Consider the following 16,537-nt stretch of genomic DNA (forward strand, 5'->3'; position numbering starts at 1 on the left):
CAAACTCAAACCGAGACAGCAAACCAGAATCAAAATCAACTTCAATCTCAAATCTCCGAGTTAGAACAACAGTTAGAAAGTGTGGGTCAAAGTCGCTCGGAATTGGAATCTCAGCTCACTTCTCAAATCTCGCAATTGCAAAGTCAAATCGAGACGGCCAATCAGAATCAAAATCAACTTCAATCTCAAGTATTGGACTTAGAAAATCAGCTAAATAGCCTGCGTCAAACTCGCTCTGAATTAGAATCTCAGCTAGAAACTGCTAACACAGAACGTTCGCACCTTTATTCTCAACTCTCGGAATTTCCAGCTCAAATCGAGACAGCCAATCAGAATCAAACTCAACTTCAAGCTCAAATCTCCGAGTTAGAACATCAGTTAGAGAGTGTGCGTCAAACTCGCTCTGAATTGGAATCTCAGCTCACTTCTCAACTCTCGCAATTGCAAAGTCAAATCGAAACAGCCAATCAGAATCAAACTCAACTTCAATCTCAAGTATCCGAGTTAGAAAATCAGTTAGAAACTGTGCGTCAAACTCGCTCTGAATTAGAATGTCAGCTAGAAACTGCTAACAGAGAACGATCGCACCTTTATTCTCAACTGTCGGAATTCCAAAGTCAAATCGAGACAACAAACCAGAATCAAGCTCAACTTCAATCTCAAGTATCCGACTTAGAACACCAACTAGAGACAGTTTATCAAGAACGCTTGCTGCTAACATCGCAACTTTCCGAAGCTGGCTCACGACAATCTGAGCATTTTGACTCGAAGTCAGGGCAAATTGAAGTATCTACTTCTGATCCCAAAGTTTTGAAGAGTCAAAAATTTGTTGTTTCTCAGCAGGGTCAAGGCGATTATACTACTATTAGCGAAGCGCTGAAAAATGCAGCACCGGGCACGCGCATTGACGTGCATCCAGGCGTTTATCGCGAAAGTCTAATTCTCGACAAAGCGGTAGAAATTATCGGCAGCGGAGAGGTCGATCGCATTGTTGTTGAAAGTATCAGCTCAAACTGCATTAAAATGGTAACTGATACTGCTTTAGTGCGGGGTTTAACGCTGAGCGCAACTGGGAAATATTACGCTGTAGATATTCGCCAAGGCGAGTTAATCATAGAAGACAGCGATATCACTTCTGCGGACTATTCTGTTGTGGGAATTTGCGGCCCCCATGCAAATTCTACCCTCCGCCGCACTCAAATTCATGATGGGGTATGGAACGGAATTTTTATATCGGATAATGGGAAAGCAACGGTGGAAGATTGCAGTATTTTTGACAACGGCAGTTTGGGAATAGGTGTCGGATTGGGAGGAAAATTGATCGTGCGCCGGTGTCGGATTAATGGTAATGAAGGTGCGGCGATCGGCGTTTACAGAGATAGCATTGCTACCGTGGAAGATAACGATTTAACGGGCAATGCTGGGGGTGCTTGGCGCATTGCAGATAACGGATACGTGCGCGGCAAAGGCAATCAAGAATAGAAGAAGGAAGAAGGAAGAGGGAAGAGGGAAGAAGGAAGAGGGAAGAGGGAAGAGGGAAGAGGGAAGAGGGAAGAGGGAAGAGAATTCCCAATTAGCGATTCCCAATCCCCGATTCCTAATCCCCAATTACCAATTTTAAATGCCTAACAATAGAGCTGGATTGTGTTTCGTCATTAAATCAATTTCGTGCGGAGAAATGCCTTCATTTATCAATTTTTCGACAAATAATTTGTAACCTTCGGCCGGCAAAGGATCGGGTTTTCTTCCCAAATCTGTACTCATAACAAAATGCTCGGCTCCGATTAGTTTAATCGCTGCTGCCATCTTAGTAATAGAAACTTGATGCCAGTTTTTGTGTGCCTCATCAGCGGCATTTTCTCCCATCAAATCGTTCACAAATGCGAGTTCTAAGAAAGCTCCGGCTGCGGCGGCTGTTTGCATATTTTCTAGAGACAAGCCGGGTACATCCGCCATTGCGTGGGTAATCAGGATGTTTTTAATGTTGAGCAGGTTGGCTTCACCGACAACTGCCATCACCTCTTCTGAGGAAATATGACCGGTTTCCAATATCAAATTCTCTTTGGCTACCATCTTCAACACCGCTGCTGTTTCCGGTAAAACCTTGCCATTTTCCGCAACTTTAATCCCAATTCCCGACTTGTGAAAAACCTGCAAGTGATGCTCAGCATCAACCGTTGGCAGCCACACTACTTTACCGTATTTGCCACCTATGCGGTGCATTGCGCCTACAGCCTCGGGATTAATTCCCCCTACCGAATGATTGAGAACAACTCCCCCGAAAACTTCGATTTCTGGTACTATTTTATTAACCAAAACTGCCCGCGCTGCTGTGCTGGCATAATGATTTTTCAATACAACAGCTTTCATCTTCGCCCTAGCAGCTAATTTCGCTACTTCAAAATCATCCAACCTGCGAGGAATCACATCAGGAGAAGAATGAATGTGAAAGTCGATCGCACCTTCGATCGTACTCTTTGGCAAATTGACCATCGGCGAATCTCCGACAGCATAAACTGGCAGACAAAACCAATAGCAAACAATCCAAACTAACGTTAAAAAAACAGCTTGCATTCCTCCCCTCTTCCCTTCTCCCCTCTGCGTTCTCTGCGCCCTCTGCGGTTCATTCTCTCTTAAATTCTCTCAAATAAAAGATTTAACCGCATTTGCTAAAGCTTCTGCATTCTCTTCGTGCATACCCAAAGAACCAGGAATAACTCGCGATTCAACACCCGGTAATTCCGTTAATGCTTCCATTTCAGCCTTTGATTTGGGCGGCGCACTCTCAGCAATTACAACCATCACCGGCACTGCTAATTGTTGAAATTTATCAGTAAATTCCGATCGCACTTTTGCCGTATCTAAACCACCAGTCACAAAGGCAGCGGGACCGTAGCGAGCACCGGGTTTTTGCGTAATTTTCCACTTATTTTGGATGAAATCGGGCGTGACTTTTGCAGCATCCACATAGACGTGGCGGCGGTACATGAGACTGAGGAATGACGGTGCAGTGTTGAGTTTGTATAGGAATTGTCCCAGTAAGGGCGATCGTACTAATTCTCTCACGATTCTGTGCCACCCGCTTTGCTGTTTGCTCATCGTCGGCAAAGGCCCGCGCCAAGTCGGTGCAGCTAACACAATTTTTGACCAGACATTGGGCTGTGATTGCGCTAATTGCATCGCATAACCCGCAGCGTGACCGGCAGCAACTACAGCAACCGGACTATTAAAAATTGCCTCAACAAAATCCTTAAGAAATTGATGGTAGAATTGCGGTTGATAGTCGGTTCGCGGGCGATCAGATTCGCCAAAACCCGGCCAATCTAAACTCACAACTTGAAATTTAGAAGCTAACAATTCTGCTAAAGGACGCATTTCTTCTCGCGTGGAAACCGTACTGAATGCCGGCAGCAACAATACAGGGTTTCCCTGTCCTCGGGTTTCGTAAATAACTTTGATTTGCGTGTCTTTCCAATTCCAGAGATATTCTTGAACTGCGGCGGGATAGTTGCCAGAACCTGATTTTGTTAAATCTGTAGTTTGAGTCATGGCTCTTTATTCTTTTAATTTGCTTCGGCTTGCTTGCTCAATTCACAAGCAAGTGCCTTATTTTTCATCATTTGAAAGATGTTGTAAAATCCGTTAGCGCGGGAAGGTGTCAGACTCACATTCAATCCCGTGTCTTGAATAAAATCTGGGGTAATGGTGACAATTTCAGCAGGCGTTAATCCGCTCAAACCTTCCACCAGCAAGCCAACTAATCCTTTGACTAACTGAGCGTCTGAATCGCCTTGATACAAAACTTTTCCGTCTGCCAAATTTGCAGTAACATAAACTTGCGACGCGCAGCCAGAAACTTTGTTTTCCGGCAGTTTGTCGCTTTCGGGAAATGCTGGGAGTCTTTTGGCATACCACAGCAGTTGTTCGTAGCGCTGTTTGGGATCGGAATGTCGCTGAAAGCGCTGAACGATTTTAGCTAGGGCTGCAGGTAGCGCGGTATTTGCGGACATGATTCACTCATCGCGGTTTACTTCGTTAATATTATACATTTAATTTTGCCGACGGGTGCGATCGCCTGCTCATCTGCTCCCACTGAAGCCCTCTTCAGGGGAATGGGTTATTGTTATTGTAGTTAACGAGTTCGAGCATTCAAAACAGAGGAAATATGGGATTTAGTGCTGTTAAGGAAGATTGTGGTGTAATGTAGTGACTCTGCAAAAAATCTGGCTAAAATATCGAGTTGTTCAGGCAGTTGTGTTCTTAGGATTGGGTTTGCTGTTAACCATCGCTCTTTCGCTTTCTTTTGGCGCGGTGCCGATGAGTGCCGATCAATTGTGGCAAGCATTTCTGCACCAAGGTGATGCTGTCAATCAGACTATTTTCTGGGAATTGCGTTTGCCCAGAGTTGCCGCAGCGCTGACGGTTGGTGCAGCTTTAGGAATGTCGGGAGCTTTGCTGCAAGGGTTACTCCGCAACGGTTTAGCCGATCCTTTTGTATTAGGAATTTCGGCGGGTGCGGGGTTGGTTGCGATTACCATGCTGACTTTGGGAATATTTCAAACTTGGGTACCTTTGGCAGCTTGGATAGGTGCTATTTTAACTTCGATGCTGGTCTACTTTTTGGGAAAAACTAAAACGGGGATTTCTGTTGAACGTTTGGTTTTAGCTGGTGTGGCTGTGAGTTCTCTGTTTGGGGCAATACAAACTACACTGTTGCTGTTAGCTGAAGACAGCCGTTTGCAAGCTGCTTTGAATTGGTTGATCGGCAGTTTAAACGGTCGCGGTTGGTCGGATTTGCAGGTTGCTGCCCCTTATATTTTGGCTGCTTTGCTGTTAGGATGTTTTTTGGGTCGATCGATAAATTTGCTGGCTTTGGGCGACGATTTAGCTGTTGGTTTGGGGGTGTCGCTAGTGCGATCGCGCTTGTTGATTGGGGGTGTTGCTACTTTGCTAGCTGCGAGTGCTGTCAGCATCGGCGGATTGATTGGTTTTGTGGGATTGGTTGTGCCTCACGGGGTGCGTTTGTTAGTTGGTAATGATTATCGGTTTGTGTTGCCGCTGAGTGCGATCGGCGGTGCTTGGGTGTTGACTTTTGCTGATTTTTTGGCTCGTTTGGGTGCCGTAGAATTGCCTGTGGGTACGGTTACGGCTTTGTTGGGTTCTCCGCTGTTTGTCTGGCTGCTTTATCGGCGTTCTAGTCAGTAGGAAGGAAGAAGGAAGAGGGAAGAAGGAAGAAGGAAGAAGGAAGAGGGAAGAGGGAAGAAGGAAGACGCAAAATTAATTACCGATTACCGATTACCAATAATCAATAACCAATAACAAAATATAATGTCTTTAGAAATTCAAAATTTAACTGGTGGTTACGGCGAAGTTGCGATCGCCCACAACATCACTTTATCTTTGCAACCAGGTGAGTGGTTGAGTCTCATCGGTGCCAACGGTTCTGGTAAGTCTACTTTCTTGAAGTTAGTTAGCCGCATCCTAACTCCGCAGCAAGGAAGTGTGTTGCTTGATGGCAAAGCCATTCATACTGAACCTGCTGCAATTGTTGCTCAAAAATTAGCGATTTTGCCGCAGCAGCAAACAGTACCGGAAGGTTTGACGGTAAGGCAATTAGTTAGTTTGGGGCGTTCTCCTCATCAGGGTTGGTGGCAGTGGGAATTGAGCAAGGAAGATGCAGAGAAGGTGGAAGTTGCTATCAGTCAAACTGGGATTGAGGAATTTCGCGATCGCCCCGTCGAACAACTCTCAGGAGGCGAACGCCAGCGCGCTTTCCTCGCCTTAGCGTTGGCTCAAAACCCGCAAGTTTTGCTGTTAGATGAACCTACGACTTATTTAGATATTTGCTATCAGTTGCAATTGTTAGATTTGCTTAATAAACTAAATATAGAACACAAATTGACGATTATTACGGTGCTGCATGAAATTAATTTAGCTGCCAGGTACAGTTCGCGAATTGCTATGTTAAATAAAGGGGAACTGTTTTGTGTAGGAACTCCGGCACAAGTTTTAACTCCTGATAATTTAGCTAAGACTTTTGGTGTAGAAGCTATCATTTTAGAAACTTCCGTAGGCTTGCAGATTTGTGCGATCGCTCCTACTCTCCACACTTAATATATTTATACTACTAACTTATTGCTACCATCCGCTGTTCTATCTGAGTGCCAAAGGCTTTAAGCTATTGCCTAATCTTGATTCCAAAGGGCCGAATAAAACTTAAGAGATACTTAAAAAATCCGCATTCAGGTAATAAAAGCGCATTTTTATACAAAATCTACCGTAAACTATTGATATTTAAATCATTAAGCGCTAAAGTGCGATCGAACTTCCCGTCATATCGTTTTCGGTTGCATCGGTATTGTTCAAATATCCAAACAGTCAACCGTCAACAGTCAACTGTCAACAATCATTTCTGAGTGCGATCGAACTTCCCGTCAATTCTGTCTCAACCTAGTCTAAATTCGCTGTAACTCCCGCCTAAACTATGTACAAAACTTTTTTTTATCGTACCGCTATCCTGTTGCTGAGTTTAGCATTTACCGCTTGCTCCGCCGCCACTTCACCCCAAATTCAGCAATCAACTCCTGCTGGTTCGCCAGTTAATCAACCACAAACAACTAACAGCGAATCAGCACAAAAAGTTGTAGCTTTAACACCTTTAAGCGCCGATATTATCCATCAACTCGACCCAACCAAACTTGTAGGAATTCCCGGCAGCGCATTAGTCAGCAGCAACCCCAAATTTACAGGGATTACCGCAGTTACTGCCGAACGCACCCCTCCCAATTTGGAAAAAATCATCGCACTGAAACCGGATTTGGTAGTAGGTGCGTCGGGATTTCACGACCAAACAATGCAAAAATTGCAGCAGCTTGGAATTAAAACTTTACTGACTCAAGTTGATAGCTGGAAATCCCTAGAAGAGTTAACAACCACTTTAGCTAAATCCCTCAATGCCAATCCCGAACCTCTTTTAAAACGCTACCAAACGTTTTTAGCAGACATCCCTAATCAAAGCCCCGGCACTTTAGTTTTGGTAAGCAGACAACCGATTTTATCACCCAATCAAAGCAGTTGGGCTGGAGATTTGCTGGGTAAGTTTAACGTGAAAAATGTCGCAGCACAATTGCAAGGAGATAGCCCCGTTCGAGGCTACGTGACGCTTTCAGCGGAAAAGGTTTTAGAGGCTAATCCCGAAGTTATCATTGTAGTCGATCGGGGAGAAGGAATTTTAGACCAATTTAAATCTGATTCATTTTGGAATAAACTAACAGCCACAAAAAATAATCGAGTTTACGTTTTTGACTACTACGGATTGGTCAACCCAGGTAGTATCGAAAAAATTGAGCAAGCAACTTCTCAACTTAAACAAGTTCTAGCTAAAAAGTAGAGGCCCGATTTTGAGACATAAAAAATCTCTAGAAATCATGGAACAAATTGGCTACAATTTCTCTAAAAGTGAGAAAGCTAAAGGCACTCAAAAGCGCGCAGCGATCGGAAACCTGGTTTTTAAGCCTGACTTCCTATGCTGTCGGATCGCCCTCAAGAAGCTAGATCCAGAGGCGGCAAACCGCGCAACTGCCGCAGCGAGTTGATACACATCTGACAGTCGCAGCCAAACAGCGCCGCCGCCGCATCACTTTCTTCTTCCGTAAAATCCAGCATTGCCACCTGTTCGTCACCCGGCCGCTGCCAACTGATTCTTACTTTAGAATTAGCAGCAGCAGCTTTGGCTGGGAGGCGCACGCAAGTCATGCGCTGAGTGTGGGGCGATCGCACACACTTGGGCGAATCAGCCGATTGGCCTAGTGTTTCGGTAATTGGAGCGGGATTTGCGATCGCGCTTAAAGACATCACAGATCCAAACAGCGTTGGACTTACCAATAAAGTGAGGAGCAATCTATTCATTTGTCGTCCTTAAGAACTTTAACGTATACAGTAGCCGATTATCTGTTGCAATTCAACAAGGTTTTCGTCCGATATCAGTACGATTTGCCGTTATTAAGGCTTAAAAGCCCAATATTTGCCGGCCAAACCTTCAACAATTATCAGGGTATTAGCAACCAGCATTTTTTGATAAGTATCACCTTCGCTCGCCAGTTTAAGATTTGTTGCAATTTGAGTAAGTTTAGCTCGCCAGTGATAAAAAATTCATCCAAGGCGGGTAAACTGATGTCAGCAAGGGTGACTCGAAGCAGCGAACAAGTTTACCTCAAAAACCAGGTGGGGAGTGATGAGCACAGTTTTAGTGGTGGAAGATTCTCGCAGCCAGCGGGAGTGCATTTCACATCAGTTGAGATGCAGCGGATTGAATGTAATTCAGGCATCTGACGGTGTGGAAGCGCTGGATAAAATTGAGAAAAATTGCCCTGATTTAGTATTATTAGATGTTATAATGCCCCGTCTGGACGGCTACGGGGTTTGTCGTTTAATTAAAGCTAATCCCGAAACTCGGAACATACCGGTGGTATTTTTAACAGGCAAGGGACAGCAGTTAGCTTTATTTTCGAGGTTCCAGGGCGATCGCGCCGAGGCTTATGTTAGCAAACCTTGGCAGCCGAGGGAACTTTTGGCAACTATCAAAAAAGTTTTGCTCAATGCCAATATTAAGTTCGATCGAGCTTCTGCCGACGCTTGGACAGAATACGGAATTTTAAACTTAAGTACAGTCGAACTGTATCAAAGCCATGCCGATGCTTGGACCAAATACAGCTCCCAAATTATTAAATTGTACGATTCCAGCTTAGCAGCTTTCGAGCAAGCTTTGGCAATTGAACCGAGTCACTCGAATGCAAACAAGTATCGCAACCGAGTCCAGACAATCCGGGCAATCTTGATGAAAAAATTAGAGCAAACTAAACCTTGCAAAGTGTGCGATTATTATTACGGTAAGGATGGCATCAATTGTGCGGTGCATCCGGTTGGCCGCCCTCAAGAACAGTGTCGCGATTGGGAACTTAATTAAACTAAAATGAAAACAAATAACCGCGCTAACTTGGAAAAGTTGCTGCAAGAAAGAAACGAACATCCCGAAAGAATGGCGGAAATTGATGAAAAAATTAATGCCACTTTCCGCAAAAATTACGCAATTTTAGTAATGGATATGTCGGGATTTTCGCGCACGACAGTCCGCTACGGAATTATTCATTTTTTGGCAATGATTCACCGGATGCACGGAATTGTCAAACCGATAATTTCAGAATACGGCGGCACTCTAGTTAAGGAGGAAGCAGACAATATTTTTGCAGTTTTTACTGATGTAAAATCAGCGGTGGAAGCTGCGATCGACTCTGTGAAACAAACAGCGGCTGTCAACACGACACTGCCGCCGGAGATGGATATTTACCTCTGCATTGGTATTGGCTGTGGCGATGTTTTGATGCTGGAAGGAGAGGATATGTACGGAGGGGAATTTAATCTGGCATCTAAGCTGGGAGAAGATTTGGCGGAACGCGGAGAGATTTTGCTCACCTCAGCAGCCTTTGAAAAGTTAGAAGGTGACAAGCAAAATTGGGAAAAAGTGGAACTTTCGGTTTCAGGTTTGGAATTGGTGGCGTACAAGCGGCTGTAATCGGGTGAATTTCTATTGTCTTCTCGTTCTTCGCCATGCTGGAAAATGAGAACATGACTTGCCCCAGCCTCGACTAGAAACCCGGTTTCTTCGCACAGATCCGGCGACTCCGCGATTTGGGTAGAAACCGGGTTTATGAGGCTATATTCTTAGATAATATCGAGTTTAAATAAAATTTAAAATCAGATGATTGAGGAACACAAAACTTGGCAATCTATTAATTTATCCGCTATTGGACAGCGGCTGGCTTGGCTACAGCAACAGCCAGATAAACTTATTTTTTGCAAAGAGTCTGGTGTTCACTATGTTGCAGTCACAAAAGAGCGATCGCATATTAAGCTATCTTTAGTAGAAAAAGTAAATCAGCAAACAGATTTACTGCAATCTGTTTTCGATTTCAACAATCCTTTACATCTAGTGTCTGAATATACTCAGGCGATGATGTTGGGTTTAGTGTGGCAAAGCCAACCTCAAAGAATCTACATGGCTGGATTTGGCGGCGGCAGAGTTCCCTTAGTTTTGCACCACTATTTGCCGGACACTGTTATAGAATGTGCAGAGGTCGATCCGATCGCGATCGAAGCAGCTAAAAAGTGTTTTGGAGTGCAGTTTGACGATCGGCTAACTGTAACAATTCAAGACGGCCGAGAGTATTTAGAGCAGCAAAAATCAGATACTCAGTACGATATCATCATGATCGACGTAGCTTTTGGCAACGGCTACTTTCCGCACCGCCTATCCACCAAAGAATTTTATCAAATCTGCGAAAAACACTTGTCAAGCGAGGGAGTTGTACTAGCAAATCTGCTGCACAGAGATGAGTTTTATGCCGAAAAAATCACAACTTTTCAAAGTGTGTTTTCTCAGGTGTGCCTGTGTGTTTGCCAGGAAAGTAATAGCATTTTGATTGGTAGCAACAGCCAGATTTTGGAGAAAGATGAGATTGTAGCTAGGGCCAAATATTTGCAAGATGGCTATCAATTTTCCTTTCCATTAACAGACAGGGCGCTTGAGGTAAAAGTAGGTAGAGAATTGGCGGAGGCTGTACCTACTTTAGACAAAGCTCAAATTTTTCATGACGATGCGCCGCCTGTTGGTTATTTTGATTGCTGGTTATTCTGATATCTATAATAAGTCCGGGTTTACTCTTTGTGGAACAGGCCTGAAAGCCTGTTGCTGATACGAAGTTGAGCTCACCCAGGGATTGAAACAGACTGTTGGAGGAAATTGCCCTCAGAGTGCGATCGGAGATAGCCATCGACAATACGGCAACTGAGGGCACGGTAATGCCGTTTGCCTACCCCAAAATAGTCAATTTTCATCGATAAGAGATGTAACAATCGCCAGATTAATTGTAGGGAAACGCCACGGCGTCGTCTCCTGATTGTAGGTAATATCAATTCCGATGCCACCGGATTTGATATAACTCCTATTTCATATATTCACCCATCTGCTGTTCCAGCTTAGCCAACAATGTATCCACATCGGTTGCAGCTTCCTCAAAACAAACAGGAGGTTCAGGCTTAGGTTCAAAAAAAATTAACTTAATTTGGCCTTCCCCGATCGCCAAAATCGCCACTTCTGTCTCAGGCTTGTGAGCGTTTAACACACCTACAACTTCCTGAATATGACTTCTCACTTGACGGTTCAACTCCTCAACCGCCTCTTTCTTACAATACACAAAACGCGCAGTTTCTGCAACATCAATTGCCAAAATCTCCTCGCTTTCCTCTCCCCTTTCCAGAAATAGCCCCCAAGCCAAAGCAGCCAATTCATTTTGATTAGCTTTCACGAATTTATCTAATTTGCGGCTCCAGCTATTTTCGTTGGGTTTGGACTCAGGGCTATCAAATAGAAACATTTTCTCTTCTTGTTTGTATAAACTAATATTTTACAGTCAGCAGTCTGTAGTCAGTTGGCAGTTGGCAGTTGGCAGTTGACTGTTGTCATTAGTTACCCATGCCCCATGCCCCATACCCAATTACAAATTAGCAATTCCCAATTACCCAAAACCGCTGCGTTTCTATCTTATACCAGATTGCACGCGCCAGAGCGCCGCATAAATTCCGTCCTGTTCGATCAGTTGTTCGTGCTGCCCCGATTCTACCACCAGCCCCTCTTCCATGACACAAATGCAATCGGCATTGCGGACAGTAGAAAGACGGTGGGCGATCGCAATTGTAGTGCGATTTTTGGTAATTCGTTCGAGCGATCGCTGAATTGCCGCCTCAGTCTCGTTATCCACCGCTGAAGTAGCTTCGTCAAGAATCAAAATCGGCGGATTCTTCAAAACAGCCCGTGCAATTGCAATTCGCTGCCGCTGTCCCCCCGACAATTTTTGACCGCGTTCCCCTACAATAGTGTTGTAACCGTCCGGCAATTGTACGATAAACTCGTGAGCCTCCGCAATTTTCGCAGCATTTACTATCTCTCGATTAGTTGCCTCAAAACTGCCGTAAGCAATATTTTCTGCCACCGTACCGTGAAACAAAAACACATCTTGACTCACCAATCCGATCGCTCTCCGCAAATCTTTTAAATTCAGGTTATTTAATTCTATACCGTCGAGATAAATATTGCCGTGCTGTACCTCGTACAGCCTCAAGATTAGCTTCACCAGGGTACTTTTTCCCGAACCAGTAGCCCCAACAATCGCAGTAGTTTTTCCCGCCGGCAGAGTCAAGGAAAAATACTGCAAAATCGGTTTTCTTTGATTGTAAGAAAAGGTAACATTTTTAAATTCCAACTCACCCTTAATCGAACTAACAGGCCGCCGAATATCACCCGTGCGAATTGCGATCGGAGTATCCAACAAATTCATCACCCGATTAGTAGAAGCCATTGCGCGCTGGTATTGATCCAGAGTATCTCCCAGGCGAGTCAGCGGCCACAGCAACCGCTGGGTCAAAAAAACCAAAACGCTGTAAGTTCCCACAGACAATCGGCCTGCCACCACCTCCAAACCGCCCAGAAATAGTGTTGCAATAAACCCCAAGAAAATCACAACCCGAATCAGCGGAATAAAAGCTGCCGAAAGTACGATCGCCCGTCGGTTGCTTTGGCGGTAAGCTTGGCTTTGTGTTTCGATGCGCCGAATTTCATAATCTTCGGAAGTAAAACTTTTAATAGTAGTAATTCCCATCAAATTATTCGACAATTGCCCATTCAGAAAACTCACCTTTTCCCGCACATCAGCATAGAGAGGAGCGAGGCGGTTTTGAAAGGCGATCGAGCCCCAAATAATAAAAGGTATCGGCAGCATTGACAGCCCAGCAACACCAGGAGAGGCAGCAAAAAAAGCCGCGCCAATCACAACAACAGTGGTAATTACCTGAATCACCTCATTAGCGCCGTCGTCCAAAAAACGTTCGAGTTGATTGATATCATCATTGAGAATAGAAATCAAACCCCCAGTGCTGCGTTCTTCAAAATAAGCTAATTCTAATTCCTGCAAATGGCTGTAAGCTTCCAGACGCAAATCGTGTTCAATATCCTGAGCCAAATTGCGCCACAAATAATCATAGGCATATTCAAAAAGAGATTCCAACGTCCAAACAACCGCGCTCAAAAGAGTGATAATTGCCAGTTGCCAAAAGACATCTTTTATGCCCCACTGAGCGAGGATAGAATCTTGCTGTTTCACCACCACATCAACGGCAATACCGATTAATGCTGGCGGCGCTAAATCAAAGAATTTATTCAGCAGCGAACAGATACTTGCCAGCCAAGCTTTCAGGCGGTAGCGCCGCCCGTACTTCAGCAGCCGCTTTAGGGGATGGACAGGTTTTGATGGATTTGGTGATGCTTGAGAATCATTCATAGGGCATGGGGCATCGGAAATAGGGCCGAGAATTAAAAATTAGTAGGGTGCTCCGCGCGCACCTTACCGTTGTTTAATTTTTAATTCTCAAATGCCCCGTTCCTAGGCTTTAAACGTTAACACTGGCTTCATTTTAGCGACTACACCAACTATTTGCGCCTCAACCTGAACGTCAATTACTGGTTGAATTGGCTTGTAAGCTGCCGGTGCTTCTTCGATTCTGCGTTCTTCGCGCCAGGTAATGCAATCTACGCCCTTTAATCCCAAAGCGGAGTCAGTTTTGTCAACACCTTTGCGACTCATATCGAAGCGCGATCGCGCTCTGCCGGCACCGTGAGAAGCCGATCGCAAAAATCGATCGTTCCCCTTACCAACTAGCAAATAAGACGGCGCGCCCATCGAACCCGGTACAATTACAGGCTGACGGGAATGTGCGGGACAAGCGCCTTTGCGCGTTACCCAGCCGGCACCTTCAGCTAAGGTGATATTGTGAGGCACATCGTATACTAAAGGAGCTTCCACATCGCCGAAAACTTGTCGCAAACGCCAGCGCAGAAGTTCTGCTAGCAGCAAACGGTTGATAAAACCGTAGTTAGCGGCTGTGGCTTCCGCTTGCAGGTAGCTGTTCACAAGTTCGGGATTTGCTGCGACAGACAGCGGAAAAAGCCTGGATTCAGGATGTTTCAGAGTTTTCGGCCAGGCGTGCCAAGCTCGATCGCGCCACATTCCGCCGATATATTTGCCGACATTCCGCGAACCGGAATGAATCATGAAAGCGATTTGTCCCGATCGAACTCCCCAAGTATAAGCCGTAGCTCGATCGATAACTTCCTCAACCACTTGAATTTCGACAAAGTGATTGCCGCCACCGATGGTAGCTAACCCGCCATCCCTGACTAGGCCGTCATTTGGGACTAATTCTTCGGGAGCCCATTTGACATCGCCATTCATGGAACCGCCGAGGAAAGTGCGATCGCACTCTGTGGCCAACTGCTGGAAATCCGAATTAGCCGCGCTACCGGTTGCCTCGTCCAGCATACCATCCAGCCATCCGGGAATCCCGTGTTGGAACATAGCGCGAGCAGTTTTTGCAGTCATGCTGACATCGCGAGTACCGAAGAAATAATCCCCTTTGAGCAATTCTACAAATCGATCGCGCTGACTGAGGAATTGTTCGATCGACAAATCCGCAACGTGTAACCGCATCCCGCAGTTAATATCGGAACCGACAGCCGCCGGAATCACCATTCCTGCTGTTTGGACGATCGAGCCGATCGCCACTCCCGCATCCCCCGGATGGAAATCTGGAGTAGCGCAAGCGCGGCAAACGCAGCCGCCTTGAGGGTGTCGAACATTCGCCAAATTTGCTAACTGTTTGAGCGCCTTTGCTTCCACAGGAAAATCCTCTGGGAGCAAAACTTCTGCTGTTGTAGCAGTGGCATCTTGCCAGTATTCTTTCAGAGAACTATTGAGACAAATCGAGTAGACTTTATTGTCGTAACTAACATCAAGACCTTGCCGAGACAAAGCTCGCAAAAGCCTGTTCAAGTTTTTTGGCTGCTGCATAAATAGTCTCTTGGGGGTTGCATAGCAACCCCCAAGAGTTGAAGAGATGTTTGAGGGAACAAAAGACTTGGGTTCAGCAGCCGCAATCTTTTTCAAGATAAGTTGAAAGGCAACTTGTCTCATGACTAAGTTTATGACATATCATTGCTGCCCTGTCAACTTAACGATCTGCCACCGCCAGGGCTCCACTATTTGCGAACCTCTTCCCTGTTCTGCTGTTTTTCAGCGATGTCAGCACATCTCAAAGCTCGTTTCCTATCTTTTTTTATTAAATTGAAATTAGCTAACTAAGCGTTGGGCTCACTTTTCCAAGAAACCAGACTTTTTTTCAAGTCCCGCCAATAACCCCCAAGTTTTGTTTCTCCGAAAGCCATGCGCATTGTCTGAATCATGCTGCTTCTTACAGGTGGCTTTCCGTAGTAAAGAAATTGACTGATGTCTTTAGTAAGGCACGGATTCATGAAAGTTTTAACATCTTCGCGAGCCAAATATTTCTCCCGAACCTCCTGCAAATATTCGTCTTGAGCATTTGTGTGAAATACCGTCCAGCTCGGATCTTCCACCTTACACAAAGTATATTGGTTGTGGGCCTCCATATATGCGATAAATGCTTCTTCCAGCAAATACCTGCCAAACTTGTGTTCTCCCTGAAATCCTGAAGCAATATATTCACCCGCACATTCTTCCATGACTGCAACGAAGGTACTGCGTTTCATCAAACAAAAATTGATCGTGCAGGCTTGAATGAAGTACCACCCTGGCCAAGCGTCGAAATGTTTAAAGGTTCTATTAAAAGCTCCGCCGACTGCAAAAATTTCATCTCGATCGAGATAATCGATCGCTTCCTCTAACCAACCGTCGTGACCTTCTCTGTAAGGTAACGTGTCAATTTTGAACCACAATACATACGGCTTGCTAGCGATTGCTCCCGCTGTATACTCCTGAATAAAACATCTCTCCTTGTCATTGTCTTGATGGTGCGGTGCAATGATTTGCAGCTTATCAATTAAACCCTCTTGATACAGTTCCCAATAAACTTTTTGAGTGTCGCTATCGCTGCCACCGTCCACAACAATAACTTCCCCTGGTTTGCCGCCTAAAAACTTAAACCAATCTAGGAGAATCTCTCTATAGGCTAGCCCATTGCCAAAATTGGCTGAAACCATCGACACTTCGCTGAGTTTGCTTAATTGCTGGATCATAATTTATTTCCTCAAGGAATATAGCTTTTGCTGGTTCCTTAAAACTTACTAAAATTTTAGAGGATTGTCAATTTTAAATAATATCATTACCGTAAAAATACTGAGACTTTTACTGTGTGTTTGATAAAATTTGTAACAGCAACAGTTCGCGATCGGACTCCTGCGCTAATAAACGGGGTTTTTTAACCTAGTCCTGGACGCAAAAAACCCGGTTTCTTCCGCGCCGATCAGCTAGTCGGTGGACTTGTAAAGTTAATACATCACTTACGCACAGAAACTTAAGAAACCGCGTTTTTTAACCGATATCTCTCGCGCTACACGGAGGATTGTGGGGTCCAATAAACCCGGTTTCTCCGATAAATCTTAGGTTGAGCAACA

Annotated in this window: 15 protein-coding genes; 7 read left to right on the forward strand and 8 right to left on the reverse strand. The window is 44.9% G+C overall.

What is annotated here, in order from left to right; all coding sequences use genetic code 11:
• Positions 1-1,482, forward strand: a 1,482-nt coding sequence (locus tag QUA47_RS02635) for a right-handed parallel beta-helix repeat-containing protein (RefSeq protein WP_333429604.1), incomplete at its 5' end; no start/stop codon positions are given.
• 135 nt (positions 1,483-1,617) lie between these two features.
• On the opposite strand, the gene QUA47_RS02640 is transcribed toward QUA47_RS02635, so the two are convergent.
• The 3 genes from QUA47_RS02640 to QUA47_RS02650 form a co-directional block, all read right to left on the reverse strand.
• Positions 1,618-2,574, reverse strand: coding sequence for a DUF6282 family protein (locus QUA47_RS02640; RefSeq protein ID WP_333429605.1), 957 nt, complete (start codon positions 2,572-2,574; stop codon positions 1,618-1,620).
• Positions 2,575-2,643: 69 nt separating this feature from the next.
• Positions 2,644-3,549 carry an alpha/beta hydrolase gene (locus tag QUA47_RS02645; RefSeq protein WP_333429606.1) on the reverse strand — a complete coding sequence of 302 codons (906 nt, stop codon included), beginning with the start codon at positions 3,547-3,549 and terminating at the stop codon, positions 2,644-2,646.
• A gap of 14 nt (positions 3,550-3,563) precedes the next feature.
• Positions 3,564-4,010 (reverse strand): SufE family protein, encoded by a 447-nt coding sequence (locus tag QUA47_RS02650; RefSeq protein WP_333290033.1) that lies wholly within the window; start codon positions 4,008-4,010, stop codon positions 3,564-3,566.
• A gap of 196 nt (positions 4,011-4,206) precedes the next feature.
• Here QUA47_RS02650 and QUA47_RS02655 point away from each other — a divergent pair, with 196 nt between their 5' ends.
• The 3 genes from QUA47_RS02655 (at position 4,207) to QUA47_RS02665 (ending at position 7,390) form a co-directional block, all read left to right on the forward strand.
• Positions 4,207-5,205, forward strand: coding sequence for an iron ABC transporter permease (locus QUA47_RS02655; protein ID WP_333429607.1), 999 nt, complete (start codon positions 4,207-4,209; stop codon positions 5,203-5,205).
• 123 nt (positions 5,206-5,328) lie between these two features.
• Positions 5,329-6,114 carry an ABC transporter ATP-binding protein gene (locus QUA47_RS02660; RefSeq protein ID WP_333429608.1) on the forward strand — a complete coding sequence of 262 codons (786 nt, stop codon included), beginning with the start codon at positions 5,329-5,331 and terminating at the stop codon, positions 6,112-6,114.
• A 370-nt stretch (positions 6,115-6,484) separates the two neighbouring features.
• Positions 6,485-7,390 carry an ABC transporter substrate-binding protein gene (locus QUA47_RS02665; protein ID WP_333429609.1) on the forward strand — a complete coding sequence of 302 codons (906 nt, stop codon included), beginning with the start codon at positions 6,485-6,487 and terminating at the stop codon, positions 7,388-7,390.
• Between the two features lie 152 nt (positions 7,391-7,542).
• Here QUA47_RS02665 and QUA47_RS02670 read toward each other — a convergent pair whose 3' ends face one another.
• Positions 7,543-7,908, reverse strand: coding sequence for a hypothetical protein (locus tag QUA47_RS02670; RefSeq protein WP_333429610.1), 366 nt, complete (start codon positions 7,906-7,908; stop codon positions 7,543-7,545).
• Between the two features lie 325 nt (positions 7,909-8,233).
• On the opposite strand from QUA47_RS02670, the gene QUA47_RS02675 reads away from it, so the two are divergent.
• From QUA47_RS02675 to QUA47_RS02685, 3 genes are all read left to right on the forward strand, one after another.
• Positions 8,234-8,965, forward strand: coding sequence for a response regulator (locus QUA47_RS02675; protein WP_333429611.1), 732 nt, complete (start codon positions 8,234-8,236; stop codon positions 8,963-8,965).
• Positions 8,966-8,971: 6 nt separating this feature from the next.
• Entirely contained in the window at positions 8,972-9,571 is a 600-nt protein-coding gene (locus tag QUA47_RS02680; protein ID WP_333290045.1) for an adenylate/guanylate cyclase domain-containing protein, read from the forward strand.
• A 186-nt stretch (positions 9,572-9,757) separates the two neighbouring features.
• Complete coding sequence (locus QUA47_RS02685) at positions 9,758-10,693, forward strand: fused MFS/spermidine synthase (protein WP_333429612.1); 936 nt, start codon at positions 9,758-9,760, stop codon at positions 10,691-10,693.
• Positions 10,694-11,000: 307 nt separating this feature from the next.
• Here the strand turns inward: QUA47_RS02685 and ccmS are convergent, their stop codons facing one another.
• The 4 genes from ccmS to QUA47_RS02705 all read right to left on the reverse strand — a co-directional run bounded on the left by ccmS (position 11,001) and on the right by QUA47_RS02705 (position 16,159).
• Positions 11,001-11,432: a beta-carboxysome assembly chaperone CcmS gene (gene ccmS / locus QUA47_RS02690; protein WP_333171677.1), complete on the reverse strand. Its 432-nt coding sequence runs from the start codon at positions 11,430-11,432 to the stop codon at positions 11,001-11,003.
• Positions 11,433-11,594: 162 nt separating this feature from the next.
• A complete protein-coding gene (locus QUA47_RS02695; RefSeq protein WP_333429613.1) occupies positions 11,595-13,391 on the reverse strand; it encodes an ABC transporter ATP-binding protein in 1,797 nt (598 codons plus the stop codon).
• Positions 13,392-13,493: 102 nt separating this feature from the next.
• Positions 13,494-14,957: an RtcB family protein gene (locus QUA47_RS02700; protein WP_333429614.1), complete on the reverse strand. Its 1,464-nt coding sequence runs from the start codon at positions 14,955-14,957 to the stop codon at positions 13,494-13,496.
• Positions 14,958-15,244: 287 nt separating this feature from the next.
• Positions 15,245-16,159: a glycosyltransferase family A protein gene (locus QUA47_RS02705; RefSeq protein ID WP_333405211.1), complete on the reverse strand. Its 915-nt coding sequence runs from the start codon at positions 16,157-16,159 to the stop codon at positions 15,245-15,247.
• Positions 16,160-16,537 lie beyond the last annotated feature (378 nt).

Origin of the sequence: Microcoleus sp. MON2_D5, from assembly GCF_036701905.1 — a bacterium.
In the GTDB taxonomy this organism is placed as follows: Bacteria; Cyanobacteriota; Cyanobacteriia; order Cyanobacteriales; family Microcoleaceae; genus Microcoleus.